Here is a 26,508-nt window from a genome sequence, read left to right on the forward strand (position 1 = left end):
CGTTGGTGGGTCGAGACGGCTCGTCGGACCTATCCTCTGGCCCCCGTCCTGACTTACTTGGGGAACTGCTTTGCGGGGTCCCAGACTGAGACGGGTGCATCCGGGTCGTGATAGTTCTCGTAGCACTCGGACGCGCGGTACCGCTGTGTCATCAGTGGAAGGCCGTGTCCGAGGACTTTGAAGTATTCCGGTGGTTCGACACCCATCCCGATGTAACTGTCCCTGGCCTGGCAGAGGAGGTGGTGTTGAAGCGTTCGGCGGAACTCCGTTGGCGTCCCGGGATCGATCGGTGGCAACGAGATGGCTGCGACTGGCTCTTCGTTGACCGGCGTTGCTTCGAGCAGTTCCTCTTCGCCAGAATCAGGATCGATACGACAGAACCACGTCCCGAGGTCGGTGAGGTCGATCAGGTCACTCAGGTCGTACCCTCGCTCTTGTGCGACGCGGCGAACATCGGCCAAGAAGTCGACTCCGCTCGATGCATCCCCACCGAGTGACTTCGAAAACTGGTTTTCGACGAACGCACCACCGAGTGCGTCGGCGAACTGCTGGCGTGTGTTCACGCCCGCTGATGATGATTCCTCGAAACCCAGTATTTGCGTGTAGTAGGTGAACAACTTGTCATCGACATCGGGGACCTCGATCACTGGCTCGACGTCGGGTTCGGTGTGGCTCCGGAACTGTTGCATCAGTGGGCCAAATAAGTCTTCGAATCGGTCGTCCGAGAGCTCCCCAACCAGGCCAGCGACTTGATCGAGCAGGTCCGGATATTCACCTAACAGAACCATCAACTCACCCGTTTCTTCTGCAAGTGTGTGACGAGCGTATCGTCGGGCCTGGTAGAGTTGCTCGTCCGCTTCCGGCGTTCGATCGGCTGGATCACACGAGTAATCGGCCGTCTCGTGGGTCTCGATATATCCGTGTTCATCGACAGTGATCGTGTGTTCGCGCTCCCAGTTGTCGACGACTGCAATTGTTACTGTCTGCCCGTCGGTCGAGGTGATTGATGCGTTCATTGGTCTCCCCTCCAAGTGTTTGTCGGTGCGGTGATCGTCGGCGGTATCGGTGCCGTGGTTGGTGTTCCTTCGAGGTGGTCGAGAACGTCTCGTGCCCAGGCGACATCCTCGTAGAGGACGTTCTGGATGTGTTTTGCAACCAGCATCTCGGGTGCAGTTCCGGGTTCGTATCCCGCCACGTTTGCCTCTGGGTTGTGGAAGTCAGGAACCGAGTCGTACTCGGTATAGAGACTCGTAAGCGACTGCTGACCGGGGCCGAGGATTCGGGACTCGACTGGCGGTTCCATTCCGAGAGCGACGTACCGGTCACGACACTGACAGCGGAGGTGCTCACCCATTACAAGCTGTAACAATTCGGGAGTCACGACGAACCGAACCGGAAGCGACACCAGTGCGTACGTCTCTCCGTCGGGAACCGATGCTTCTCGCAGTACGGTCCGCTCGTCGTCGTCGAGGACGGCAATTTGAATGTCCGATACCCCTGCGACAGTTCCGTCTTCGATAGAGACCCACACCTCATAGAGTACGACCTCATTTTCGAGGTCAATACCGACCGGATCGACCGGACGTTTGACTTCGTCGACAAACGGTGCTGTATCGTTCCAGTGACTAGCGTGTTGCGCCAGGTACTCGCCAAATAGTTCGTCGACTTCCTCGGTCGACAGCTCGGCGATTGCCTTACTGACTGCCTCGATTGATTCTGGCTTCGACTCAGGGCTGAGAACGTCGACGTCGTGTTCCCGGTCAAGCCAGTATGCGGCATATCCACGAACGAACTGGGCCAGTTGCTGCTGGAACGGAGAGAGGTCGCCGATAGTTTCGGGGATGTCCCCCTCGCCAGTGTTGGTCGACACGCTGCCGTCGGTTCCGACGGTGATCACGTGCTCGAGCTCGTACTGATCTGAGACGGAGACTGTCACTGTGCTCGCTGTTTCTTCCTCGATAGTAACTTGGAACTCACCGTCATCGGGCCACCAGTGACCACGAGTGAGGTTAGCACGAGTCTGTAACTCAGCAGCGACGAACCGATCAGTCGAGGCTTCGACCACCGACCAGAGGTCCGTGACGATGCGCTCGAGTTCGTCAAGGTTCTCCGCCGCGAGGATTCGGTCGGCCAGCGCTTTGGTCGCCTCGGTCAACGGCGATCCGACGTCGTTGTCGTCGTCAACCAACTCCCGAATACGATCGTAGTACGCCATCGCGGTATCGATCTCGCCACGTTCGACGTTCGCTTCGACTCCCCTGGCGAGCGCTCGGGCGTAACGACTCGAGACCGCAGTTTCGGTTGGGTCGTGTGTGTCGGTGAGTGTTGTGATCAACTCGAGTTTCTGTTCCGCTGCCTCGAAGTTTTCCTGCTCGAAATAGAATTTTACGGCGCTCCGGAGCGCGTCTGCGTAGTATTCAGGTACTGACTCCCACTCGGCGTACGATTCGTAGAAGGTCGTGAGACGGTCGAGCGTCTGTTCGACCTCGACAGATCGTTCAGCGCCGACGCGATTGTAGACCTCGTTGCGGTAGTACCACCCGAGGAGCCTTGGGAGGCGTTCGTCGTCATGTGTGTCGACCAGTTGTTCGATGCGTTCGATCTCCGCTTCGGTTGCCTGAAACTTCTCCTGGCTGCCGAGAGCCCACACCTTCGGGTGGGTGCCATGGGCCAGCCAGTAGGCCAGCTCGTCGCTCCGGTATCGCTGGTAGAGACCTTCGATTCGACTAGCCGTTCGTTCGGTGAGGGCGTAGTTGAGGTGCTCTCGCTCGTAGCTCGCGCGAGCCGAGTAGCTCAACGCACCCGCCAGCCGTTCGTCGAGACGCTCGCCGGGATACTCTCGTGCGAGGCTCTCGACGAACTGATAATTCGCATCGATCTTGCTCGTCCGCCCCTGGTCGAGCGTGAAATGAAGACCTGCTTCGGTGACGAGGGCGTCGGCGAGAGAGGCTGCAATCGCCTCCTGTCGGTGGGACTCGTGTAGCCGAGTGAGTCGTTGAATCTCGAGCGAAATATCCTCGAGCCGACTGTCAGTCGCATACGATGCGACCAGTTGGCTGGTCGCGAAAGCGAGCCATTCTGCAGCCTCAGAGTCTGCGTTGTCGTCGTACAGTTCTTCGAGTCTGTTTCGGTAGCGTTCGACGTCTTCCGCCGTGAGTTCGGTCTTCCGATTGAGGCAGTTGTCTACCGTCGTGGCCGCCGCGAGACCTCGAATCAGCGCCGACCGAACCAGTGGTGTTCGCTGGACCTCGTAACACTCCTCGAGACGCCCTATCCATGCTTCTTGAGGAGGGTACGTATCGGCATCAGCAGAGGCAACGAGTGCTTCGACGATCGCTTCGGCCGAGGCGACTGGGTGCTCTGCTGTGTCGAGCGTTGCAATCTCTCGTTCTATCGGGTCGTGAGTATCTTCTGTCATCGTGATTGTAGACGGTGCACGCTATCAGACGACCGCCGGAGGACAAGCAGTCGGTTGTGGATTGACGCTGTGAAAGGAATCACCACCAGCGACGCGTGTTCCAGTGTAGGTCTCTCGACGACGCCTGAGGTGTCAATTTATGATGTGTTGGTATAAGCATATCTATATTGTTTGGTTGTCGAAGTGTACACTGCTTTCGACTGTCTACTTTCCTGAGAGGCAGACGAACGCGTTCGCTCAACCAGTAGTTGCTCACACGTGAGCGATGTCGACCAGAAGTTACCTTCGTACAACGATCGCGTACGATACGAAAGCGCCTACTACGACGGGAGACTATCAGTTGGCGCTGATCTCGAGTGAGTGGGTCGGGACGTGCAAGTGGACGACGTTTTCGTCAGCAGGGCCCGGAATCAGTTCACTTACGCCTTCGTCGAAGTTCATCGTCGTGTCTTCGTTCTGTATCGAGAGCGTGTGACCAACGATTGCTCCCCAGAAATCGATCTGTCCGGTAAGCGTGATGTCGTACGCTGACGAGAAGTCATCTTCGTCGTTACTGGGAGCAAATATGACTCCTTGGAACATCGTTCCAGCAGAGCTGACCTCAATTACCGATGACGACTTGCCGTATATCCAGTTAGCGCTCGCGTTCTCTCCGTCACAGCCGTCGACACACGCCTCGATATTTTGTAGCAGAATGTCACCACCGACGTACATACTGAAACGATTGTCTCCAGCATTGACTACGTTGATCTTTCCACTATCGCCTGTCATATTGACGTCGTCTTCGACTGCCAGAACGACGTCACCATCGGACAGGTCGACCTCGATCGTTTCGTACTGATCGTCGATGTCTATTTCATCCGCAAAGTAGTATCCGCTGTCGAGCCGTAGATTCTCGTTATTTCCAACTGGTCCCAGGTCAGTCCCGTGGTTGCTGGCGGTATCGATCATGTGATCGATCGTCTCGTCTTCGGGTTCGTAGACTGGGTCGTGACGGATCGTGGAATTGTACTCGTCTTCCTGGTACTGACAGTCGATAATTTCGCTATCGTTGCCAGTCGATGCACCATTGTCACAGTCGATCTCTCGAGCGATCACGTCGCTACCGATCGTTGGGCCACTCAACCCGTCCGACGCATCGACGAGGTTCGCTGCATCGACACCGGTTCCGATTGAGGGATTATTTCCCGGGTACACATCTATCTCGGCGATCACGGTCTGTGCACCGTCGTAACCACGCTCTTCGTCGACGACCTCGACCTCTGCGTCGGGAAACGCCGACTCGAGGTAGGTTTGCCAGCCACCGTAGTAGACGGAGGTCACCTCGAGTCTGATCTCGCCGCCGTTGGTGAACTGTGAGAGCGAGCTACTCCCGTGGTTCTGGAGCGTCAGGTCGCCGTCGTCGGAGACGTTCGCCTCGGTCAGGTTCATCACTGGGAGGACGAACGTTCCCTCGCGGTGGTAGAGCGAGGGTGACGAGACGACGGCCGATCCGTCGCCGCTGTTGCGCCAGACACCGCCGCCCTGGTAGGCGACTGACGTTCCATCGGTGGCCGTCCACTCGAGCGACCGCAAGGGTTGTGGCCCGTCGTCGAACACCGACGAGTCGTCGACGAAGACGTCGATCTGACCGTTCTCGACGAACGCGATCTCACCCATCGCTGGATCGTGACCGAGGTCGACCGAGCGTGTGACGTCACGCGAGGAGGCAGCGGTCTCGAGTTCGGCGCTCAACTCGGTGAACGCCCCCTCGATACGCTCTTTCTCGGCGTTCTGCTCGATGTCGGTCGTCGTCTGGCCAGCGACGAGTAAGATACCCACGCTGGCGATGGCGACCACGCCGAAGAGGATGACGAAGCCGAGGACAGGTGCCACCGCTCGTGAATCTCGGTTCACGTACACTCACCCGAGTAACTTTTTCCACCCATTCTTTGAGACCAATACTCCCTCAAAGGTAATATACTATTTTATCTCGATGAATATATTACTGAATTGCGTGGAATAATTACTCCCCGAACGTTCTTGAGTGATTGACTATCTACGGAGTTGGTGTCTCTCCTCGAGCATCGGCTCACGGCTGTTGGTTCTCGGTCGGTCGGACACGGGAGAGTGGTACAGACGTGACGGGTGGTGTGATACGACACGGGACCGGGGTCTTCGCCAGCGTGCCGTCGTGGCCGGTCAGCGACGGTCGACTTCGATGTCGGAGACGATCACGTGGAGATAGCGAATCGTGTTCTCCGTCGACTCGTGCTCTTCGGCCGGGTCTTCTTCCTCGCTGCCTGCCCCGGTGCCGGGTGCTCCGGGGACCTCGTAGGTGTCTGCGAGGTTCTCGTCGTAGATGAACGTCAGCTTCCCCTCGGAATCGAGTCCGCCAGCGACGACTGCTCCGAAAATGCGGAGGTTGCCGTCGCCTTCGAAGACGACGTTGTCGTCTTCGTACTCACCCTGGGGTGCGTAGATCGTCCCGTGGAGGACTGGTTCACCGAAGAAGGTGAACGTCGTCGACGACGTGCCGTACAGTTGGATCACGCTCGCGTCGCTGTCACCGACGCCTCGGCAGCCGCTGACACCGGGGCACATATTCGAACTATTCATGTCGAAGTCGTTCGCGGCCCAGAAGCGGACGACACCATCGTCTTCGTTCTCGACGTGGACGTTCCCGCGGACGTACGCGTCGCCACTGAGGATCACGTCGATGTCGCCGTCACCCACGTCGAAGACGAGGTCCTGTTCGTCGTCGACAGACAGGGTATCGACGTGGTAGGTCCCCGCAGTGAGCGGCCCATCGTCTTCGTCGATGTCGACGAACTCCCCTTCGTAGTCGTCGATCCAGCCCTGGATCGTCTCGTCGAGCGGTTCGAACGGTTCGGGGACGATCCCATCTACGTACGTGGCGATGTCCGTCCCGAGGTGGTCGTGGATTCGGTCATCGATCTCACCGTCGTTGGCGTGGTGGTTCGAACAGGGACCGAAGCAGTAGAACGGGTGTGGCGGCGTGATCTGTCCACCCGCGTAGAGTGCGTCGTACTGTCGGTTGATCTTGCTTCCCAGTTGAATGTCTCCCGGTGCCGTCACCGTTCCACCAACGCTTCCGGGATCGAGGTAGACGTCACCGCCGGCGACGATGTCGCCACCGATCGAGTTGGTCTCGTCGGTGACGATCACGTCGCCTCCAGCGACGACGTCCCCACCGACGCTGTCTCTGACCGTGACTGTCCCGCTGGCGATGACGTCTCCGGTGACGTCACCGCCGTCGTCGGAGACCACCACGTCACCGTCGACGATGACGTCGCCGTCGACACCCATCTGCACGACCGAGTCCTCGATGGCGACGACGTCACCGGTGATCGTTCCCCCCGTACTCGTATCGAGACCACCTTCGATGTTCACCGCCCGGTCGAACACGTTGACTATCTCCACCGGATCGCCGCTCGTCCCCTCGCCGCCGTTGGTCTCGCCAGGGTCGATTGCTGGCGCCGTCTCGAGTTCACCAGTTACCGTCCCGTCTTCGACTGTGACGTTGGCCAGTCCGAGCGATTCGAAGTAGGACGCCCAGCCGCCGGTGTACGGCGTCGTCACGGCGACGACGAGCGGCCCGTCGGTCACGTAGCCGCTGTGGTGAATCGTCGATCCCGTTCGCTCCATCGAGAACGTACCGCTGCTCGAGTGACCCGCTGCGTCGAGGGCGGGAATCGGCAGCGTCAGTGACTCCTCGCGCAGGTGCGCCTCCGGCGTCGACACTGCGATGGAGCCGTCTCCACTGCCGCGCCAGACGCCGCCACCCTGGTAGGCGACGGTCGTCCCGTCGGCCGCGCGGTACTCGAGCGAGTGTAACGGAATCGGCTCACGTTCACCCGGGCCGAAGATCGAGTCGTTGTCGAGTAACACGTCGATCTCGCCGTTCTCGACGAGTCGCATCTCGCCGTGGCTGGTCTCGAGGTCGAAGTCGGTGCTACGGACGACGTCGTGGGCCGCAGCCGTCGTCTCGAGGTTCGCGCTCAACTCGAGGAACGCGGCTTCGACACGTTCGCTCTCGCTTCGCTGTTCGATCTCGGAACTCGTCTGACCCGCTACGAGATAGATGCCGATACTCGCGATGGCGACCACTCCGATGAGCAGTACGATTCCGAGCACCGCCGCCTCCGCTCGCCTCGTCCGGTGAGACCCACCACTCACTCCCCCTACACCCATATCATTAATTATGGCGGTCTTCAATATAAAGTATTCGTCTAGATGCAGTCCAATTACAATAATCTATCCTGGATGTATTTATGATTCCGTACCTATGCCCGGATGAAAGTTATGAATGGTGATGTCACGTGGCGATGAACGCCTACGGTCCCGAGCTGAGGTGGACCTCGCTCAGGACCACGTCGAGATACGAGACCTGTGCCGTGGTGGTCGCCGTCTCGCTCTGTGGTGGCTCTGTCAGCGCCTCGTCGAAGTGGATCCGGTTGTCGTTCGCCGTCGATTCGACGTTCCCGACGACCGCTCCGTAGATCGTGGTCCGTCCGGAAATGTCGACGTCCGTTCCCGACGCCCCGGATCCGCCGGGTCCGTGCAACACGCCGACGAACGACGAGTCGACGCTCAACTGGGCGCTGCTGTCGGCGTTCATGTGGACCCAGAGCAGCGGTGCGCGCTGTCCCGCGACGTCGATTGTCCCCTCGTTCGTCAGCAGGAACTCACCGTTCAGGTAGACGGTCACACCGCCGTCACCTACGACCTCGACGTTCGCCTCCTCGACGACGGAGAGGTCGCTGTCGACGTAGAGCGTGATCGGCCCGTCGCTCGTATCGAGCACGAGCGTCTCCGCGTTCGAGCCAGTGCCGTCGAGTGCGATTTCGTCGAGGTAGTACGAGCCAGCCTCGAGCGTACATCCCGAGAACGCTTCACAGCCGACGAGTTCCCCGCCGACGATGCGGGTCGTGTTCGTGTTGTCGTTCTCGTCCGCGAGTCGGTCGCCGGCCGCTTCGATCTCCTCGTCGACGGCGTCCGGAGTGTCGATCTCCGGCGCTGGTGGGTCGTCGGGGAGTCGGTAGGCGGGGGATGGCGGTGGAGAAGCCGAGTCGGTACTCGATCCGTCGACGCTGTCGTCGTCGACGCTCCCACCCGCAGTTGCGGCACCGGTCACGCTCCCGCCGTTGCTCGTGATGTCTCCACCCGCGTAGACGTCGCCGTCGATCTCGCTCGCCCACTCGAGTCTGACGTCTTCGCCAGCGCGGACGGTGCCGACGACCTGCGCGTCGACCGGCTCGAGCGTGACTGAGCCGCCCGCGTAGACGTCGTTGTGGTGGGTCGCCTGGTGTTCGAACGTGACGTCACCGCTCGCGTGAATCTCCCCGTGGACGGTCGCACCACCGGTGACGACCACGTCACCGTCGGCGATCACGTCGCCGAAGATTTCGGTGCCCGTGCCGATTGCCGCGTCGCCGCCCGCGTGGAGGTCACCGTGGACGGTCGCCGACTGGAACGCCTCCACGTGATCGCCAGCGAGGACGTCGTCGCCGAACGTTCCACCCTGGACGGACAGCGTCTCGCCGGTGGCGTACGTCCCGCCGAACCAGGGATCGTTCGAGACCTCGCTCGCTCCGGCGATGGTCACGTCACCGCTCACGTCGATCGCGTTCGCGACGTGGGCGTCGCCGCCAGCTTTCACCGATCCACCGACGACGACGTCCACCGACGGCGTGAAGTTCCCTTCGACGACTACCGGTGCGTTCGCGTTCCCCGGGGGCGCGTACGGTCCACCCGTCGAGTCGTAGCTGTCGATCTCACCGTAGTTGGTCAATTCGAGGGTCACCGCGTCGGAGACGATCGGTCCCTCGAGTCCGCCACCCTCGAGCGGACTCGCGAGCGAGACGGATACCTCGTCGCTCCCGTCGGGTCCGTACGAGACCTCGCCGTCGACCTCCGCCTCGAAGAAGCGCCCCCACGCCAGGTAGTACTCGCTGTGGATGGTGATCTCGACGTCACCGTTTCGCAGCGCAGTCTGGTGTGACCCCGACAGGCACGTCCCCGATGCGGGGTAGACGCGCGTCGTCTCGAGGCTCTCGATGTCGATCGTTCCCGTCACCGTCCCCTCACCGGTGACGCTCGTCACCGGGAGGTGGAGCGTCGCCTCTTCGGGCGTCGACCCCGGTGAGTAGTAGACCGCCGGTGAGGAGAGCATCGCGCTCTCGTTGGCGCTCGCCGACCACACGCCGCCGCCCTGGAACGCGACGCTCGAGTCGCCCTGTTCGTAGCGAACGCTCCCCAGCGGCCGTTCGTCGAGGAGCGTACACGCCGTCCCGTCGTCGACGAGTTCGACGGTGATCCACCCCGCGTCGGGGTCGACCACGGCCCGCCCGTGCTCGGGCGCGAGATCCATCGTCCGAGCGACGTCGGCCGTCGACGAGGTCGTCTTGATCTGGTGGCTCATCTCGAGGAACGCGCCCTCGATCCGGTCGCGTTCGGCCTGTTCTTCGATACTCGAACTCGTCTCCCCCGCCACCAAGAGGAGTCCGATACTCGCAACGGCGACCACACCGATCAGGAGGACGAACCCGAGTACCGCAGTCTGGCCGCGACGGTCTCCAGTAGCTATCCCCCAACTCCCCCACGGTCCCATGTCCAGTACAGTGTGTGACAAAACAATAAAAGATATGTAACGTACTGGTCTATTGAATATTTAATATTATGCCATTTCAGGGAAGATATTTTAAATCGACCGCCGCGGTGGCGCGCCGTCTCCCGATCAGGTCGCCACGAGTGTGATTTCGTAGGTCGTCGCGTGGAGGTACCGTACCTCGTCGAGACCGGCCGACTCCGTCTCTTCGGGGTCCGGCTCCGGCTCTCCGCCGGTCGGGTCTGTCGGCTGGTCGATACCGTGCTCGAGCTCGCCGTCGTACTCGTAGTTCATGTTGTTGTCGCCGACGAACGAGCCGACGGTGACGCTGCCGAAGATGTGTCCGTAGTTGTCACCTTCGAACGCCGCGCCGGGTGCGTAGACGATGCCGTGGAGCCTCGAGTGCTGGTTGAACGACACCGTCATCTCGGAGGTGCCGTAGAGTTGCAACGGCGTCGCCGTCTCGTCGCAGTTGCCGTTCGTCGCGGGACAGAACTCGAAGCCACCGCCGCCGCCGACGCCCGCGAGCAGGTCGCCGGCGGTGAACAGCTGGGCGACGTTGCCACCCTCGTGGTTCGTCACGTGGATGCCGCCCCACTGGTTGACTTCGATGTCGTCTCTCACGATCAGGTGGACGTCACCGTCACCGACGTCGAGTTCGACCTGGCCGCCGCCGAGGTCGATCGAATCGATGTAGTGGGTCCCTGCCGTGAGGGTCTCTCCGCCGGTGAGCGTCCGGAACTCGCTCTCGTCTCCCGACGCGACCATGCGTTCGATGTCGTCGTCGAGCAACACACGCTCGTTGTCACCCGTCAACGACTCGGGGTGTGGATGCGTGCCGTCCGGGTCGGTCACGAGGTCGCCGTCGATCTGATAGTTCGGCGAGAACCCGTGCGTTCCGTAGACGACGACGTCGCCGTGAATGTGGCCGCTGTCGCTCCCGTAGGTGTTTCCGCCCGCGACGATGTCGCCGTGAACCCGCGTGTGTCCTTCCATCGTCACGGACCCCTCTGCGATGATGCTGCCCGTCACTTCCCCGGTCTGACTCGTCACGTGAACGTCCCCCGCCGTCACGATGGTTCCGTCGACGCTGTTCGACTCGAGGACGACGTCATCGGTCGCCGAGACGTCACCGACGAACTGCGTCCCCTTCATCGAGAAGGGACCGTCGACGCTGACTGCCTCCTCGAACGACGGATCGATGGGGAGTCCGCCGGACGGTTCCTCGGGCAGTCCATCGACATCGTACGTCGCCGACACCGTCCCCACCCCGTCCGGTCCGCTCGCACTCACCGAGACGTTCCCGGCACCGATGGACTCGAAGTACCGTTCCCATCCGCGGTAGTACTGACTCGAGACCGTCACCGTGACCTCCTCACCGTCTTCGACGAGTCCCGAGTACCGCGAGGTGATCTCCGTGCTCGTCACTGACGCCGACCCGCCCCTGAACTCACCGTTCGCAGTGAACGTCTGAATCGGAAGCGTGAGCGTCCCGTCGCTCAGGTAGAGATTCGGCTCGCTGCGGACCTGGACCGCCTCACCGCTCGAGCGCCACACACCGCCTCCCTCGTAGGCGATCGTGCTCCCGTCGTTCGACGTGTACTCGACGGCCCGGAGCGCTACCGGTCCCGTCTCGAAGATCGACTCGTCGTCGATCGAGACGTCGATTTCGCCACGCTCGACGAGACGGATCTCGCCGTTGCTCGGTTCGACGTCGACGGTGACCGACCGCGTTACGTCACGGGAAGCCGTCGCCGTCTCGATCTCCTTGCTCATCTCGAGAAACGCCGACTCGACCCGCTCTGCTTCGGCCTGGCGCTCGAGACCGGAACTCGACTCACCGGCCACCAGGAGGATGCCGACGCTCGCGACCGCGACGACGCCGAGTAAGACGACCAACCCGAGCACCGCGGTCTGCGCTCGAGATGGTGTCACCGTCGTTACTCCCGCACGCGGCCGATGATACATTGAACACTAGCATTCAGTCAAACAGACATAAACCGTTCGGCCAAAAAACCCACTATCTTTAAAATTAATTGTCGGTGTGGATAATATATCGAAGAACACGTCTCACCTCTCACCATTCCCGGTCTCGACGGCTCTCAGTCTGTCGTTCGAGAGTACTGCGTTCGCCTCTCACCACGGACCGCCTCAGACGTTCTCGACGTTCACTTCGTGGTGGGCGACGTTGAGGTAGGTGAGCTGTGGCGGCAGCGTGTAGCCTTCGGGCTCGAGGTCGGGCCGGACGTTCACCAGGTTCGGGTCGTGGGCGAAACTCACGGACGATGACTGGACGTTCACCGACGAGGCGACGACCGCTCCGTCGAAGCGTACGTTCGAGATGATACAGACCTGTTCGTCGGCGCAGTGGTTCGGTGCGACCTCGTTCTGTGTATCGAAGCCGTCGTCGCTCGGCGCGTAGATGATTCCCTCGAAGATCGTTCCGCCCGGCCCGATCGTCACCTGCATCGTCGAGGTCCCGTACACCTGGAGCCGTTCGGCGTCGACGGCTCCGCCGCACGGATCGACACAGACGTTCCCGCCGTCGACGATCAGGTCGCCCGTCGCGTAGACCTTCATCGCGTGGTCCGTCCCGTCGGCGTTGACTACGTGCAGCTGGTGTCCGTTGACGTTGACGTCGCCGTCGACGACCACCGTCACGTTGCCGTCGCCGACGTCGACCGGAAGTGACGCCTGGAGCTCGAGACCGTCTGTGAAGTACGTGCCGTTCGTGAGCGTTCCGTCGGTGCCGTCGAGTGTCCCCACGTCGTACGCGCTCGTGTTGAAGTTCTCGACCATGTCGTCGATGACGCGGTCCAGCTGGGGCAGCGTCCCGGAGACGACCTCTCCCTCGACGTTCGCGTTGTGGTGGATGTCCGCGCCCTCGGAGATGACGATGCCGTTCTCGAACGCTTCTTCGATATCCAGGTGTCCGAGTCGGACGGTCAGCAGTTGCCGGTCGTGGTCGACACTTCGGATCGACGATTCGCCGGTCTGTCGTTCGAAGTACTGTTGCCACCCGCGATAGTACTCGCTCTTGATCGCAATCTCGATGCTGTCGTCCTGGACGACCGTCGCGTTCGTGAAGGTCCCCGTCCGGTTGTGCGAGATGGTGACGTCACCCGATCCGAGCGACTCCGCGCCGCTGACTGTTACGACTGGGAACGTGAACGTCTCCGACTGACTGCTGTAGTGGATCGGCGGCGCCGCGACCGTACGCGTCTCGTTCCCCGTCTCGCGCCAGACGCCGCCAGCCTGGTACGCGATCCGGGTTCCGTCGTCACCGACGTACTCGATCGTACCGATCGATAGGTTCAACGGCTCCTCGAGTTCTGCCGACTCGATCTTGATCCAGCCCGAGTCCTTCTTCACGACCGCTCCGCGTTCGCCCGCTGCCAGATCCATCGCCTTCGAAACGTCACTCTTGGTCGAGGCTTCGGCCATCTGCTGGCTCAGTTCGACGAACGCCCCCTCGATGCGGTCCGTTTCGCTCTGTTGTTGAAGCTCCGTCGTCGTCTCACTCGCGACGACCAGGATGCCCACGCTGCTGACCGCGACGATTCCCAGCAACAGTACGAGACCCAACATCGCGGTCTGTCCACGCCTCCCGCTCGTCGCAGGTCTCCATCCTGTGTGCCTCCACAACGTCATGGTTTCCAGACATTCTCCACATCCTATATACCCGCCCGGTCGTCCGTTTCGTTCTGATCCGTTTATTTACCGTCCCTCGCGCGGACGAAATTCAAGTCACGGAAGACCGACACGTTCTGCAGTTCGGTAATTTCCAGTGAGTATGACCGATTCAGGCCGCCTGTTTCGTCACGGACTGATCGTTCACCACCGTTTATCTCGCCCACTGTCACCTGAATCCACCCTCTCGCCCCTACTGACGGCAGTGTGTCACCTTCGGAGAGACGCGTGCCACCGAAAGATAAACACTTGTATACCGGACGAAACCTAGCCTCGGTATAGATGACGCGCACTGCGGAGAAGATATACGATCTCGTCCGCGAGGATGCCTCGATGGCCGACGCGCTCGAGTCGGTCCGTGAGGCTGCCGACGAGAACGGCGGTGAGGTCGAGTGGGCGAACGTCCGTGAGGACCTCACGACCGGGCAGTGGGGGCGAATCATCGAGAAAGGTGTCCTCGTCGAAGGCGCTGAAGGGTTCAAAATCGACGACCGCGACGCCTACGACGAGGCACTCGACGGTGACGGCGACGGCGGTGACGGGCTGCCCGAACTCGACATCGACCCCGAGGAATCGAAGTGGTCACAGTGGGACAAACTCGCCGCCCTCGGTTCGGTACTCCTGATGATCGGCTACTGGCTCGAGTCCGTCCGCGAGGTCGTCGGCGGGGCAATCGACCTCGTCATGGCCCCGCTCGACGCCGCCTTGCCCTTCTACGCGGTCATCCTCTCGGTCGCACTCCTCACCGGTCTCTACTCGACGCTCCTGCAGGCGAACCTGATGAACATGGACCGGATGGGCAAGTACCAGGAGCGCATGCGCGCCATGCAGGAGAAACGAAAGGACGTCCAGACCCGCCAGAAGGAGGCGAAAGCACGCGACGCCAGCGAGGCCGAACTCGAGCGCCTCGACAACGAGATGCAGCGCGTCCAGGAAGAACAGATGGAGGCGATGGCCGACAACCTCGGCATGTTCAAAGAGCAGTTCCGCCCGATGGTCTGGATCATGCTCTTTACCATCCCGCTGTTCCTCTGGATGTACTGGAAGATTCAGGGCGGCTACATCGACGGCATCGAGAACACCGTCGTCATGCCCATCGCCGGGGCGACCGAGTGGAACGCCGGTCTCATCGGCCCGATGTGGGCCTGGATCGTCTGGTACTTCCTCTGCTCGATGGGCTTCACCCAGTTGCTCAGGAAGGCGATCAACATCGACATGACGCCCTCGACGAGCTAACCTCGCCGCGTCACCCTCTTTTCACGCCGCTTCACCGCATCGCTACGGCTCGACACCGCCCGCGCCCACTCGCGCGCTTTCAAAACCCATTTTACCCGCCCCGTCGGAGGTCGAATATGTTACTCACCGTCTCCGGCCCACCGGGAGGAGGCAAAACCACGAACGCCGAACTCCTCGCCGAGCGGTTCGGTCTCGAACACGTCAGCGGCGGCGACATCTTCCGCGAACTCGCCGCCGAGAACGACTGCACCCCGCTCGAGTTCAACAAACTCGCCGAAGACGACGAGGAGATCGACCGCGACCTGGATCGACGCCTGCGCGAACTCGCCGTCGACGGCGAAGACCTCGTCCTCGAGTCACGTCTCGCTGGCTGGCTGGCGGGCGAGCACGCCGACCTCCGCTTCTGGCTCGACGCCCCACCGGCGGTCCGTGGCGAACGCATCGCCGACCGCGAAGACAAAGACCCCGCCGTCGCACTCGAGGAGACCCAGGCTCGCGAGGAGAGCGAGATTCTCCGCTACCGGGAGTACTACGGCATCGACTTCACCGACCTGCGGATCTACGACCTCGCGATCAACACCGGCCGCTGGTCGCCCGACGCCGTCATCGAGACGCTCGCCGATGCCGTCGAAGCCTACGAGAACCAGCCCGACGCCGACGAGGGTGCCTACCCGATCACCGGCGTCTCCTACGAGTTCTGACCGCGCATGACTGCTCCCCTTCGCGGCCCACCCGACGAGCGAACCCCCGAGGAACTACTGGCATTCGGCGTCTGCAACCTCGACAAACCGCCCGGTCCCTCCTCCCACCAGGTCAGCGGCTGGCTGCGCGACGCCGTCGCCGACGCGCTCGAGGGCGCAGGCGGCGACCCCATCGAGCGTGCGGCCCACGCCGGAACGCTCGACCCCAAGGTCACCGGCTGTCTCCCGATCATGCTCGGCACGGCCACCCGCCTCGCTCCCGCCTTCCTCGAGGGCGCGAAGGAGTACGTCGCCGTCCTCGAGTGTCACGGTCCCGTTCCCACCGACATCGACTCGGTCGCGAGCGAGTTCGAAGCCCCCATCTACCAGAAACCGCCGCGAAAGAGCGCCGTCTCCCGACGCCTTCGCGTGCGCGAGATATACGATCTCGAGGTCCTCGAGACGACCGACCGCCAGGCGCTGTTGCGCATCCGCTGTGAGAGCGGCACCTACGTCAGAAAGCTCTGTCACGATCTCGGTCTCGCACTCGGCACCGGCGGACACATGGGCCACCTCCGGCGGACGGCGACCGACCCCTTCGACGACCGGACGCTCGTCTCGGCTCACGACTTCCTCGACGCCCTCGCCTTCTGGACCGAAGACGGCGACACCGACCCGCTCTACGAGACCGTCTCGCCCGCCGAGCGCGTCCTCGAGCACCTCCCCTCGGTGACGATCGCCGAGAACGCTGCCCGCGAGGTGGCCCACGGCGCGCCCGTCTACGCACCCGGCGTGCTCGCGGTCGAGCCGGCACCCGACGCCGAGCACGTCGACCGCGGTGACCTGCTGGCGTGTTACACCCCCGACGGCGCAGCCGTCTGTCTCGGCCGCCTCGTCGGCGACCCCGACGCCGAGAGCGGCACGGTCGTCTCGCTCGAGCGCGTCCTCGTCTGACGGGGAGTGGAACCGCCGGCGCGTTCTGCGGCGTTCACGAACGGCTTTTGGCGCTCGCGCCCTCGAGTACCTCCATGACCGACGTTCGAATCGTGGGGGCGGGGATGACCGACTTCGGCGTCCACGACCGCCCGCTCGCGGAACTGTTCGCCGACGCCGCCGTCGACGCACTCGACGACGCGGCGTGCGCTCCGGCCGACATCGACGCCTTCTACCTCGGCAACGCGATGAGCGGCCAGACCGACGGCGACACCCACCTGGCACCGACGCTGGCGAGCCACCTCGGCATGGCGGGCATCCCGTGTACGCGCTTCGAAGACGCCTGTGCGACCTCCTCGAACGCCTTCTCTCACGCCGTCCGCGCGGTCGCGGCGGGCCAGTACGACACCGTCCTCGTCGGCGGCGTCGAGCGCTGCACGCCCGCGACCGGTCTCGGCACCGACGAGATGACCGCCGTCTTCGCCAGCGCCGCCCACCGCCAGTACGAACAGCCGACCGGACTCACCTTCCCCGGCGTCTTCGGCCTGCTCACCACCCGCCACATGCACGAGTACGGCACTACCGAGGAACAACTCGCCGCCGTCGCCGTCAAGAACCACCGCCACGGCACCCTCAACCCCCGCGCCCAGTTCGGCACGGAGACCACCGTCGCGGAGGTCCTCGAAGGTCCCGTCGTCGCCTCGCCGTTTCGCCTGCTCGACTGCTGTCCGTTCTCCGACGGCGCTGCCGCCGTCGTCGTCACCCGCGAAGACGCCGTCGACGACCCAGAGTCCGCCCCCCGCGTCGCGGGCATCGGCCACGCCACCGACGCCGTCCCACTCGCGACGAAGGCCGACCTCACCGCCACCCAGTCGGCGCGCGACGCCGCCGCCGCGGCCTACGCGGAAGCCGACATCCAGCCGGCAGACGTCGACGTCGCCGAGGTCCACGACTGTTTCACCGGCGCGGAGATCCTCGCCATCGAAGCGCTCGGCTTCGTCGACACTGGCGAGGGCGGCCACGCGGCCGTCGAGGGAACCACCGCACTCGGCGGCGAGATCCCCGTCAACCCCAGCGGCGGTCTCAAAGCCAAGGGTCACCCCATCGGCGCGACCGGCGTCGCCCAGCTGGTCGAACTGACCGACCAACTGCGAGGCGAGGCTGGCGAACGACAGGTTCCCGACGCCCGCTACGCCCTCGCGCACAACCTCGGCGGCGACGCCGCGACGACTCTCGTCACCGTCCTCGACGGAGGTGTCTCCGCGTGAGCGACGACCCCTACAGCCACGCCGCCTGGGTCGACGCCCTCCGCGACGGGGTCCTCCTCGGCGGCCGCTGTCGCGAGTGTGGCTGGACGAGCGCCACCCCACAGGCCGCCTGCCTCGAGTGTGCGACTCGAGACCTCGAGCCGACGACCCTCCCGCTCGAGGGCACTCTCCACACCGAGACGACGGTCGCCGTCTCCCCCACCGGCTTCGACGCCCCCTACCGCGTGGGGATCGTCGACCTCGGCGCAACCCGACTGCTCTGTCGGCTCGAGGGCGACGCCGCCATCGGCGATCCGGTCGCGTTCGCAGGCACGCTCGAGACCGCCGACGGCGAGGTCGCCCCCCTGTTCACGGACGCCGACCAGTCACCGTGAAACGACACTCTTAAACCCGACACCCGCATCGGTCCAAACACGGGACCGTGGGGTAGTGGTATCCTCTGCGGATGGGGTCCGTAGGACCCGAGTTCGACTCTCGGCGGTCCCACTTCGTTTACTCGTGTTACTCGTTCACTCGTGAGACCGCCGTAGATCGCAATTCCTCCGGAATTGCTCACTCTCGGCGGTCCCATATTTTCGGAGAAAATGGGAGCAGGGAACAGCTTCGCTGTGACCGCGGTCCCATTTTTCACGACGCAACGCTCGAGGGAGCAGCGACCGCTACGTACGGGAAGGCGGAGCGACCGCCTGCGCGTACTGCTCGGAGGGTGTGGTGGGTTGTACGGGTGTCTTCAGTAGTCGGGCCGCTGGGTCTGGATCACGTCTGAGAGCTGCATCTGCTCGTCGGCGAGCAGTTCGTTGAGGTCGTCGGACGTGATGATCCCGACCAGGTCGTTGTTCTCGTCACAGACCGGGAGCCGACGGATGCCGTGTTCGCTCATCAGTTCGGTCGCCTGGTAGAACCCGTCTGTCTGGTCGATCGTCGCCAGGTCTTCGGACATGACGTCTCCGGCCGTCGTCTCCGACGGGTCCTTTCCGTCGCCGATCACGCGCGTCGCGAGATCACGGTCGGTGACGATTCCGACTGGTTCGTCCTCACTGGTGATCACGACGCTGCCGACCTGCGACTCCTCCATGCGTGTCGCGAGTTCCTGGACGGACTCGTCTTCTTCGGCCGTTACGACCTCGCTTCGGGCTAGGTTTTCGATTGGCATGAAGACCGTACAGCCGTACCACAAACTCCGGCATAAACCCCACACCGTACCTCGCTCCGACCGCGTCTTCTGCGTTCGCTAACTCGCTTCGGAGGATACTAGTCGCGCCGGTTCCCGATGCCGTTCACCGCGGCCGCCCGGGATCGGTAGCCGATCCCGAGCGCATCACACTCTCGACACTCCCAGCGGTACGACCCTCTGAACCCTCGGATCGAAACGACACCGCTGCAGTGTCGACAGCGTTTGCGCCGTCGCGACGCTCGCACCCGCTCGAGAATGTCCACAACGTCTCGATTCTCGTTCATTCCACCTCTCCCTGTCAGTCCGTTCGGTATAGGTGTTCCCGTTCGAGAGGGAATACATTATGAGGGCGGCTGTTCACCTCGATCCGAACCGCCGGGAGCGGTTCCCGCTCGAGCCCCTACTCTCCGAGCGGTCGCACCGCCCCGATCATCTCGCTGCCACCCTCGCCGACGGTGCGCCCGCGACAGTGAACGCGGACGTCGGTGCCGTCTGCGTCGCGGATTCGGTAGGTCTGCTGCCAGCGCTCGCCGGTCGTGAGTGCACACTCGAGCGAGTCACGGACCTCCTCGCGGTCGTCGGGGTGGACGCGTTCGAGCCACCAGGTGAGGGTCGGTTCGACCGTCTCGGTGTCGAAGCCGAAGGTTTCGGTGAGACCGCGCCACTCGAGGTGGCCGGTCTCGAGGTCGAGTATCCAGATGGCGTCGAAGGCTTCGGTGGTGGCGACCTGGAAGCGGCGTTCGCGGTCGGCGAAGCCGCGTTTGGCGCGGCGCTGTTCGACGGCGTTGACGATCCGGTTGGCGAGGACGGCGTACTGGTCGGTGCCGACTTCCTTCTGGAGGTAGTCGGTGACGCCCGCGGAGATGGCTTCGCTCGCGATTTCTTCGCTGCCTTTGCCCGTGTAGAGGATGAACGGCATCGTCGGCCAGCGCTCACGGACCCGCTCGAGAAACTGCAGGCCGTCGGTCGGCGGCATGTCGTAGTCGGAGACGACGCACTCGACGGTGGCGAGGAGACCCTCCTCGAATACGCGGCCGACGTCGGTTTCGGTTTCGACGCGCAGGCGGCCGTTCGCGCGGGTGACGAACGTCGCGGCGAGCTCGAGGAAGGCGTCGTCGTCGTCGACGTGTAACACACGGATCGGTGTGCTCGGTGGCCGGGACGGTCGGTCCGTCTCGTCGGTCTGTTCGGTCGCTCCCTCGTCGGTGGACGCTGCTCGAGCCGCTGTCGTCGTACCGCGTTCGTGGCGCTCGTCGCGTGCCGGGGTCTCCCTGTCCGCGGCGTCTTCACGCGCCGGTGACTGGTTCTCGTCCGGCCGGTGGCCGTCGGCTCGTTCCCCGTCTCCCATCGGTAGCTTCGACCTTTGTTAGCATGCACCATTAAGTGTACTGGCAGTGGCCGTGACCGAGGTGTGGGAGTCGGTCGCCCGAGTCGGCCGGAATACAGAAGCGGTCGCCCGCACCTTCTCGACTATGCATCGGGTGGGCGCTATGGCGTGGGTGCTCCGAACCCCGCCTATTCGCCGGTGGATGAGACCGTCTCCTCTCGAGGGCGTACCGAGACGACCGTCTCGAACTCAGGGGGTTCGATGATCGAACGGCTTCCGCGGCCGACGCGGACGCACCTGTATCACGTCGTCGGTCTCGGACTTCGTCTCTACGTCGCGTCGCTCGTCATCGTGGGTCTCTACAGTCTCCTGTGGCTGGCCGAAATCGCGGGGTACGTCGACGAGCGGACGCTCGGTGCCATCTGGCTCGCCATCGCAGCGATGGGGACGGTGTTTCTCGTCCTCTTGATCCCGCTCTACTACACCAGTCGCTCCGGCGCTCGATGAGCACAGAACCGTACACGAATATATAATATTATCTCTGAAGACGATAATTTTAAATCAGTGAGTGATGTTCTCGAGAGTACGGTCGCCCTGGAAAACCGTACGCAGTCGTCGCCCTCTCGTCGACGACGGTGCGTATCCGCGGCGAATCGGGTTACGATGAGATACGAATCACTGCGTCTGGGACGATACTCGAGTGTGCTGCGGAGACTCGTCTGGAACCGGTCGCTCGAGAGACAGCGTCGCGTCCGGTGGTGGCGACGATGAGCCGGGCAGTCGACGTCCAGCTCGATCTCGAGGCGGACGGTGGCGTCGAGGTCGAGGCGGTCGATGTCGACAGCGACGAACCGGAATCGTCGGACTCACGCCAACGATGCCCGGTGTGTCACACGCCGCTCTCGGTCGTGACGACGGTCGGACCGCTCGAACACTACGCCTCGCCGTGTGGCTGTCGGTTCGTGAGCACTGACTTCTGATCGGTCGTCGCGAGAGCGCTGTTTTCGTCCCGTCTCTCACCGAGTCCGCGCGTAGCGCGCCGTCAGTACGAGCGCCAGTACGCCGACGGCGAGTGCGTGTCCGAAGCCGGGTATCGCGTCGGCGTCGTCACCCGTCGGTGGTTCGTCTTCGGCCAGCGTCACACCCTCGGGACTCCCGTCGTCGCTCGCGTCGTCGGGTTCGCCGCCGTCGACGTGGACGGTCGCCTCGCGCGTCATCGTGGCCTGGCGAATCTCGGAGACGAGCGTCGCCTGTGAGCCGACGATCGAGACCGTCGCGCTCGTCGGCTCCGCATCGGCTGCGACGGCGAGGGTGACTGTCGCGACGGGTTCGGTTCCCGTCGCCCCGTCGCCTGCGGGCACCCGCTTCTGGCTGATCCACGCGCTCGCGTTCTCTTCGTCGACGTTCGTCCGGACCTCGAGGTCGCTCCCGTCGCCGGCGAGAAACGGCCCGGGGTCGATCGCCACCGGTATCAGTGCGTCGCTGTCGGTTTCGACGGCGAGGGCCGCGTCCCCGACGCCCTCGCCGCTCCAGCCTCCGTGCGTGCTCATCACGACCTCGAGTGTGACCGTCTCACCGGGGTCGGCGTCGACCTCGTCCGGCTCGACGTAAAAGAGCGCGACGTTGTCGCCGGCCGTCACCGGGACGCTCGCGAACGCGGTCCCGAAGAGGAGGAGGACGACGAGACAGAGACGGGCGGCGGTGCGCGCCCTCGAGTGTTCGGCCGGTCGCTGGGTCTCGGCACGTGGTGACGTTCCCATCGTACTCACCCCAGTTCGGGGACGCGCAGTTCGATCGGTTCCATCCGGAGGAACGCGGTTTCGTACCCCTGATGACGGGCGACTTGCGGTGGTGTCTCGACCGTGAGCGTCAGTTCGTCACCGGGTTCGACGTCTTCCAGTGCCCTCCCGTAGTGGAGACCGAACTCGTCGTCGAGCGTCTGCTCGAGTGGTCCCCGCTGGACGGTCGTCCCGTCTCGCTCGAGTCGGACGTCGAGTGCCATGTCGGCGAGCGGGACCCGGTTGTAGGGCGTCCGGGGCGACACGAGGAGGTAACGCTCGTCGGCGAAGCGACTCCCAGCCTCGAGCACCGTGAGCACGAACGTCGCGTCACCGCTCTGTGGGTACGCGCCGTCTGCGGTGAGCAGGTGCGTCCCGGGATAGTCGCCGCTGGCCGGGAGCGCCGAGAACGGAACGTGTGCGTGAGCGTGTCCCCCGGTGTCGCCGTGGTGGTTGTGGCCGTCATCGTGGTGGTGGTCGTCGCCGTGGTGCTGGCTGTCTCCGTGGCCGGCGTGGTCCATCGGCTCGAGCGCACCAGAGCGACCCCAGACGGCTTCGTCGAGGTACTCGACACCGCCGACGACTTCCTCGACGAACGCCTCGTCGTAGTCGAACTCGAAGGTGGCGCGGCCGCCGTCGGTGAAGCGACCCGCCAGTGCACCGGTCCGCTCGACACCCAGTGGCGGCAGACTCACCTCGACCGTGTAGGTGCCGAACGACTCGAGCGGGACGTTGTCGCCGAAGTGGACGCCCATCTCCTGTGAGATCATCGTCCACGGGAGGCGGGGCGTGCCGACGGGCTCGCCGTCGCGCTCGAGTCTAATCTCCGCCCCGGAATCGAGCGGGATGACGGTTCCGGTCGCTTCGTCCCAGACGGTGAACATCATGTGGACGCCGAGATCGCTATCGGGTTCGACCGGCACCGTCTCGGTCCCGTCGACGAGCCAGAACGGGTGTGGATACGAGAGCATCGACGCGAGCGTGTACTCGCCCGCCTCGAGCGGTTCGAGGACGCGCATCGCCTCCCGATGGGTCGGGACGTAGACCGCCTCCGGCGGGTCCTCGACCCTCGGGAACGCCGGAACGGCGTCGGTGCCGTCGTCTTCGGCGAGACAGCCGGTGACCGCAACGAGGCCGGCCGCGGCTCCCGCGCGCGAGAGAAATCCGCGCCGATTCGTCCGATACTGTCGCGGTTTTCGCTCGCGAGTCGCGTTCGAGTCGTCGTTTCGTGTCATCGTTTGTGGCAAATATTTCCTACTCGGTCGTGGGTGCACTCGGAGGGAGTGCGCGGTGTTTACGCGGCGGCACGAGGTAGTTCCCGCGACGGTCGACGAACAGATACTGAAGGATCCCGTTGTTGAGGACGGTCCCAACGCCGCTTCCTGCCAGGTCCGTCCCGTTCATCGCCTCGCGGACGCGACCGAACTCCTCGACCGTTCGCTGCAGCGAGAGAAAGTGCAAGCCCGGCACGTCGCCGTCGACGGTGTTGAAATCCCGGCGCAACAGTAACGGCTGGCCGTCCTCCCTGGCGCGTGCGGCCTTCTGTGCGTGGCCGACGACCCCGCGCCGGCGCGCGTCGTTCGCCGTCGCCTCGATGCGTTCGCTCGTCAGTCCGCTCGAGTCGCCGAGGCGCTCACCGACCTCACCGACCAACCCCTCGTCGGCGTGTTCGGGACTGAACAGCTTCGCGACGCGCTGGGCGTGGCTGTCCTGTTCGAACCAGACGTCTAGCTGGAGGGTCATCGAGGAGACGTGCTGGGTGGTTCCACCCGCGAACGGACCCTCCGTGATCGTCACGCGGTCCTCGCTCGCCTGGCTCTCGCGGAAGCCGGAGCGAAAGCCCATGAAGAAGGGCGCGTCCTCGGGAACCGCGTCGGGGACGGCCGGGAGGTCCGTCTCCGCCGCTGGTAATCCGGGTCCGACGAATCCCGTCCGCCGGAGTGCGCCCTCACGCTCGAACACGCTCGAGAGGTCCACCTCGACGGAAATACCGTTGAGCGTCTCGACCTCGCCGAACAGCGCCTCTTCGGCGGCGAGGACGGCCGACGCGTGGTCGCTCGCGAGGTGGACCAGCGCGTCGAACTCGTCGACTTCTGGGTCCTCCCGCTCGGTGAGCGCCGTCGGTGCTGGCAGGTCGACGCCCGCTGGCGGCTCACCCAGCCGCTCGAAGTAGGCGTGGCTGTAGCCGACCGTGAACACCAGGCCCGAGGCACCCCACTCGAACGCACGCTCGAGCGTTCGCAGGCTCGATTCGACCGTCTCGCGGTCCTCGGTGGTCGGTTCCCCGCGCAGGGAGAGCGCGAGCAGTACGTGGTGTTCCGGCGGGCGGACGTTGCCGTGGTCGTCACGTTCGAGTACCCCGTTCCAGGCGTGCTGGCGTCCGGGAAGCGTACGCTGGTCGTCCGTCCCCCGCGGGATCTCGTCGTCACCACTCCGTTCGAGGCAGGCGCTCAGCGCACCCGCGCCGCCGACGGCGACCGCCGTGCGGAGGTAGGCTCGCCGCGAGAGGTCCGTCCGCTCGAGGAGACTCACTACCGGGATGGCTCGGGGCGAACGAGTAAAACCGTGTCTACTTCCGCCCGTACGTCGCTTGCTGTGTCCGGGTGAACTGGCGCTAATTTCCGCTCACGGGGGACGAGCGATCCGTATCGTTGCACACCGGCACTCGATCCTCCGTCACAGCTCGAGGTTAATATTGCCGGTTGCGGGGTGACAGGTGAAAATTTGCACCGACCGGCGTCAACCGCCGAAATTTACCGCATCGGCGGGGGAGAACCGCCATCTATTAACCGTTCGACTTTCGAGGGAGGTTCATGACGAGACAGGTAACACGACGAAACGTGCTACAGGCTGGAGCGGTCGCGGGGGGCATCGCTCTCGCCGGGTGTGCGTCGTCGCTGACCGGCGGCGACCCGGGCTACGAGATCTGGGCACTCGACCAGGGACGGAACATCGTCTACATCTACGAACCCGAGGAAGACGGCGACTCCTTCGAGGAGGTAGACAGCATCGACTTCAACGAGTACGAGGCGGAGGTACCGCACATGATCGCGTACTCCTCGGACTACGAGTACGCCGCCATCGCCTGTACGGCCGGGCAGAAGACGGTCGTCGTCCGCACCGAGGACAAGGAGGTCGTCGAGGTCCTCGAAACCGGCGGCGGATCGCACATGGCTGGCTTCTCGCCGGACGACGAGTACATCCACGTCGACGTCATCGGCGAGAACAAGATCGTTCGCATCGACGCCGACCTCGACGACGAGGAGTTCGAGATCGTCGACGAGATCGTCATCGCCGAGAGCGACGCCGCGGCCGACCACGGCGGCGACTTCGAGAACCGCAACCCGATCTGTCACTCGTTCACGCAGGACGAGCGCTACTCGTATCACACGCTCGGCCCGAGCTACAACAACGCCGGTCTCGTCATCGTCGACCACGACGACTTCTCGATCGAGAAGATCTTCCACGGCGACGACGACGGCATCCCGACCAACTGTGGGACGATGCCTCACCCGACCGAGTCGAAGTTCTACCTCACTGCCGGCCTGCCGGCGGAGAACGTCGAGGACGGCGTCGGTGAGTACTACATCTTCGACACCGAAGACCACACACTGATCGACCAGGGATCGACCGGCGGCGTCGACGCCCACGGCTTCTGGTTCACCACCGACGGCGAGGAACTGTGGGTGCTCAACCGACAGACCGACGACGGGATCATCCTCGATCCCGACACCGACGACGTCATCGACGAGATCGACGACTACGGACGCGCCCCGGACATCATGTGGGCCTCGCCCGACGGCGAGTTCATGTTCGTCACCCTGCGCGGTCCCGAGCAGCAGTCGGGTAGCCCGCACGCCGCGAGCGGTGAGACGCCCGGATTTACCGTCCTCGACGTCGAGGACCGCGAGATCGTCGAACTGATCGAACCCGACTCGATCGACAACTACAGCGAGGAAGACATCGAAGACGACGACGTCGCCACCCCCGATTTCCACGGCATCGGCGTCCGCCCGCTCGGCGACTACAGCACGGGCATCCCGACCTCGCCGCCGTTCTGAGCTTTTCTTCTTCTCGAGACGACGCGAAGTGGGGGCGTTCGGCCGGGTGGAACGTGAGCGACTACTCCTCGGCATGGGAGAACTGGTTCGGAACATCATTATGGGATGAGCAGGCGCGAAACCTCGCGCTTTAGCGCGGGGATACGCGCCGTCACTGGATGACGCCACCCACCGATGACTGCACGGCTGGGTATTCCACGCCAACCACTACCTTTAATATGAAAGGTCCCATAAGTTCTTATGAACACAGTACAATGCTGGAGACAACCCGCACCTATCGAGCGAAAATCGGCAACCACTCCCAAGTGAGTGACGACCTCGATGACTGCGGGC

At 63.5% G+C, this 26,508-nt stretch carries 20 protein-coding genes and 1 tRNA gene; 9 read left to right on the plus strand and 12 right to left on the minus strand.

Features of this window, described 5'->3' with window-relative positions:
* Window positions 1-53 precede the first annotated feature (53 nt).
* The 7 genes from N0B15_RS12855 to N0B15_RS12885 all read right to left on the minus strand — a co-directional run bounded on the left by N0B15_RS12855 (window position 54) and on the right by N0B15_RS12885 (window position 13,679).
* The gene (locus tag N0B15_RS12855) at window positions 54-1,016 is read right to left on the minus strand and encodes a DUF7958 family protein (RefSeq protein ID WP_263020109.1); all 963 of its coding nucleotides are present in this window, start codon (window positions 1,014-1,016) and stop codon (window positions 54-56) included.
* Complete coding sequence (locus N0B15_RS12860; protein ID WP_263020110.1) at window positions 1,013-2,797, minus strand: DUF7958 family protein; 1,785 nt, start codon at window positions 2,795-2,797, stop codon at window positions 1,013-1,015. Before N0B15_RS12860 ends, N0B15_RS12855 begins: the two co-directional genes overlap by 4 nt.
* A gap of 957 nt (window positions 2,798-3,754) precedes the next feature.
* Window positions 3,755-5,293 carry a DUF7289 family protein gene (locus N0B15_RS12865; RefSeq protein WP_263020111.1) on the minus strand — a complete coding sequence of 513 codons (1,539 nt, stop codon included), beginning with the start codon at window positions 5,291-5,293 and terminating at the stop codon, window positions 3,755-3,757.
* A 306-nt stretch (window positions 5,294-5,599) separates the two neighbouring features.
* On the minus strand, window positions 5,600-7,612 hold the full coding sequence (locus N0B15_RS12870) for a DUF7289 family protein (RefSeq protein ID WP_263020112.1): 2,013 nt from the start codon (window positions 7,610-7,612) through the stop codon (window positions 5,600-5,602).
* 142 nt (window positions 7,613-7,754) lie between these two features.
* The gene (locus N0B15_RS12875) at window positions 7,755-10,031 is read right to left on the minus strand and encodes a bactofilin family protein (protein WP_263020113.1); all 2,277 of its coding nucleotides are present in this window, start codon (window positions 10,029-10,031) and stop codon (window positions 7,755-7,757) included.
* Window positions 10,032-10,157: 126 nt separating this feature from the next.
* Window positions 10,158-11,963, minus strand: coding sequence for a DUF7289 family protein (locus tag N0B15_RS12880; RefSeq protein ID WP_263020114.1), 1,806 nt, complete (start codon window positions 11,961-11,963; stop codon window positions 10,158-10,160).
* A gap of 216 nt (window positions 11,964-12,179) precedes the next feature.
* The gene (locus N0B15_RS12885; RefSeq protein ID WP_425494238.1) at window positions 12,180-13,679 is read right to left on the minus strand and encodes a DUF7289 family protein; all 1,500 of its coding nucleotides are present in this window, start codon (window positions 13,677-13,679) and stop codon (window positions 12,180-12,182) included.
* A 321-nt stretch (window positions 13,680-14,000) separates the two neighbouring features.
* Here N0B15_RS12885 and N0B15_RS12890 point away from each other — a divergent pair, with 321 nt between their 5' ends.
* The 6 genes from N0B15_RS12890 (at window position 14,001) to N0B15_RS12915 (ending at window position 18,321) form a co-directional block, all read left to right on the plus strand.
* Window positions 14,001-14,954, plus strand: coding sequence for a DUF106 domain-containing protein (locus tag N0B15_RS12890; protein ID WP_263020116.1), 954 nt, complete (start codon window positions 14,001-14,003; stop codon window positions 14,952-14,954).
* Window positions 14,955-15,070: 116 nt separating this feature from the next.
* Complete coding sequence (cmk, locus tag N0B15_RS12895; protein ID WP_263020117.1) at window positions 15,071-15,655, plus strand: (d)CMP kinase; 585 nt, start codon at window positions 15,071-15,073, stop codon at window positions 15,653-15,655.
* Window positions 15,656-15,661: 6 nt separating this feature from the next.
* Window positions 15,662-16,588, plus strand: coding sequence for an RNA-guided pseudouridylation complex pseudouridine synthase subunit Cbf5 (locus N0B15_RS12900; RefSeq protein ID WP_263020118.1), 927 nt, complete (start codon window positions 15,662-15,664; stop codon window positions 16,586-16,588).
* Window positions 16,589-16,662: 74 nt separating this feature from the next.
* Window positions 16,663-17,835: a thiolase domain-containing protein gene (locus N0B15_RS12905; RefSeq protein ID WP_263020119.1), complete on the plus strand. Its 1,173-nt coding sequence runs from the start codon at window positions 16,663-16,665 to the stop codon at window positions 17,833-17,835.
* Window positions 17,832-18,209: a Zn-ribbon domain-containing OB-fold protein gene (locus tag N0B15_RS12910; protein WP_263020120.1), complete on the plus strand. Its 378-nt coding sequence runs from the start codon at window positions 17,832-17,834 to the stop codon at window positions 18,207-18,209. The genes N0B15_RS12905 and N0B15_RS12910 overlap by 4 nt, the downstream gene beginning before the upstream one ends.
* A 41-nt stretch (window positions 18,210-18,250) precedes the next feature.
* Window positions 18,251-18,321: transfer RNA gene (locus N0B15_RS12915), tRNA-Pro, on the plus strand.
* Window positions 18,322-18,565: 244 nt separating this feature from the next.
* On the opposite strand, the gene N0B15_RS12920 is transcribed toward N0B15_RS12915, so the two are convergent.
* Together N0B15_RS12920 and N0B15_RS12925 are read right to left on the minus strand one after the other, a co-directional pair.
* On the minus strand, window positions 18,566-18,988 hold the full coding sequence (locus N0B15_RS12920) for a CBS domain-containing protein (protein ID WP_263020121.1): 423 nt from the start codon (window positions 18,986-18,988) through the stop codon (window positions 18,566-18,568).
* Window positions 18,989-19,409: 421 nt separating this feature from the next.
* On the minus strand, window positions 19,410-20,357 hold the full coding sequence (locus N0B15_RS12925) for a response regulator (protein ID WP_263020122.1): 948 nt from the start codon (window positions 20,355-20,357) through the stop codon (window positions 19,410-19,412).
* 240 nt (window positions 20,358-20,597) lie between these two features.
* On the opposite strand from N0B15_RS12925, the gene N0B15_RS12930 reads away from it, so the two are divergent.
* Window positions 20,598-20,843 (plus strand): hypothetical protein, encoded by a 246-nt coding sequence (locus tag N0B15_RS12930; protein WP_263020123.1) that lies wholly within the window; start codon window positions 20,598-20,600, stop codon window positions 20,841-20,843.
* A 260-nt stretch (window positions 20,844-21,103) separates the two neighbouring features.
* Window positions 21,104-21,316: a hypothetical protein gene (locus N0B15_RS12935; protein ID WP_263020124.1), complete on the plus strand. Its 213-nt coding sequence runs from the start codon at window positions 21,104-21,106 to the stop codon at window positions 21,314-21,316.
* A gap of 36 nt (window positions 21,317-21,352) precedes the next feature.
* Here N0B15_RS12935 and N0B15_RS12940 read toward each other — a convergent pair whose 3' ends face one another.
* From N0B15_RS12940 to N0B15_RS12950, 3 genes are read right to left on the minus strand one after another with little or no spacing between them, the layout of a single operon-like run.
* The gene (locus N0B15_RS12940; RefSeq protein ID WP_263020125.1) at window positions 21,353-22,096 is read right to left on the minus strand and encodes a cohesin domain-containing protein; all 744 of its coding nucleotides are present in this window, start codon (window positions 22,094-22,096) and stop codon (window positions 21,353-21,355) included.
* A 5-nt stretch (window positions 22,097-22,101) separates the two neighbouring features.
* The gene (locus N0B15_RS12945; RefSeq protein WP_263020126.1) at window positions 22,102-23,349 is read right to left on the minus strand and encodes a DUF7350 domain-containing protein; all 1,248 of its coding nucleotides are present in this window, start codon (window positions 23,347-23,349) and stop codon (window positions 22,102-22,104) included.
* 19 nt (window positions 23,350-23,368) lie between these two features.
* Window positions 23,369-24,646, minus strand: a complete 1,278-nt coding sequence (locus N0B15_RS12950) for a DUF7405 family protein (RefSeq protein ID WP_263020127.1) — start codon at window positions 24,644-24,646, stop codon at window positions 23,369-23,371.
* Between the two features lie 281 nt (window positions 24,647-24,927).
* Here N0B15_RS12950 and N0B15_RS12955 point away from each other — a divergent pair, with 281 nt between their 5' ends.
* Window positions 24,928-26,175, plus strand: coding sequence for a YncE family protein (locus N0B15_RS12955; protein WP_425494239.1), 1,248 nt, complete (start codon window positions 24,928-24,930; stop codon window positions 26,173-26,175).
* Window positions 26,176-26,508 lie beyond the last annotated feature (333 nt).

The organism is Natronobiforma cellulositropha (assembly GCF_025629245.1).
In the GTDB taxonomy this organism is placed as follows: domain Archaea; phylum Halobacteriota; class Halobacteria; order Halobacteriales; family Natrialbaceae; genus Natronobiforma; species Natronobiforma cellulositropha.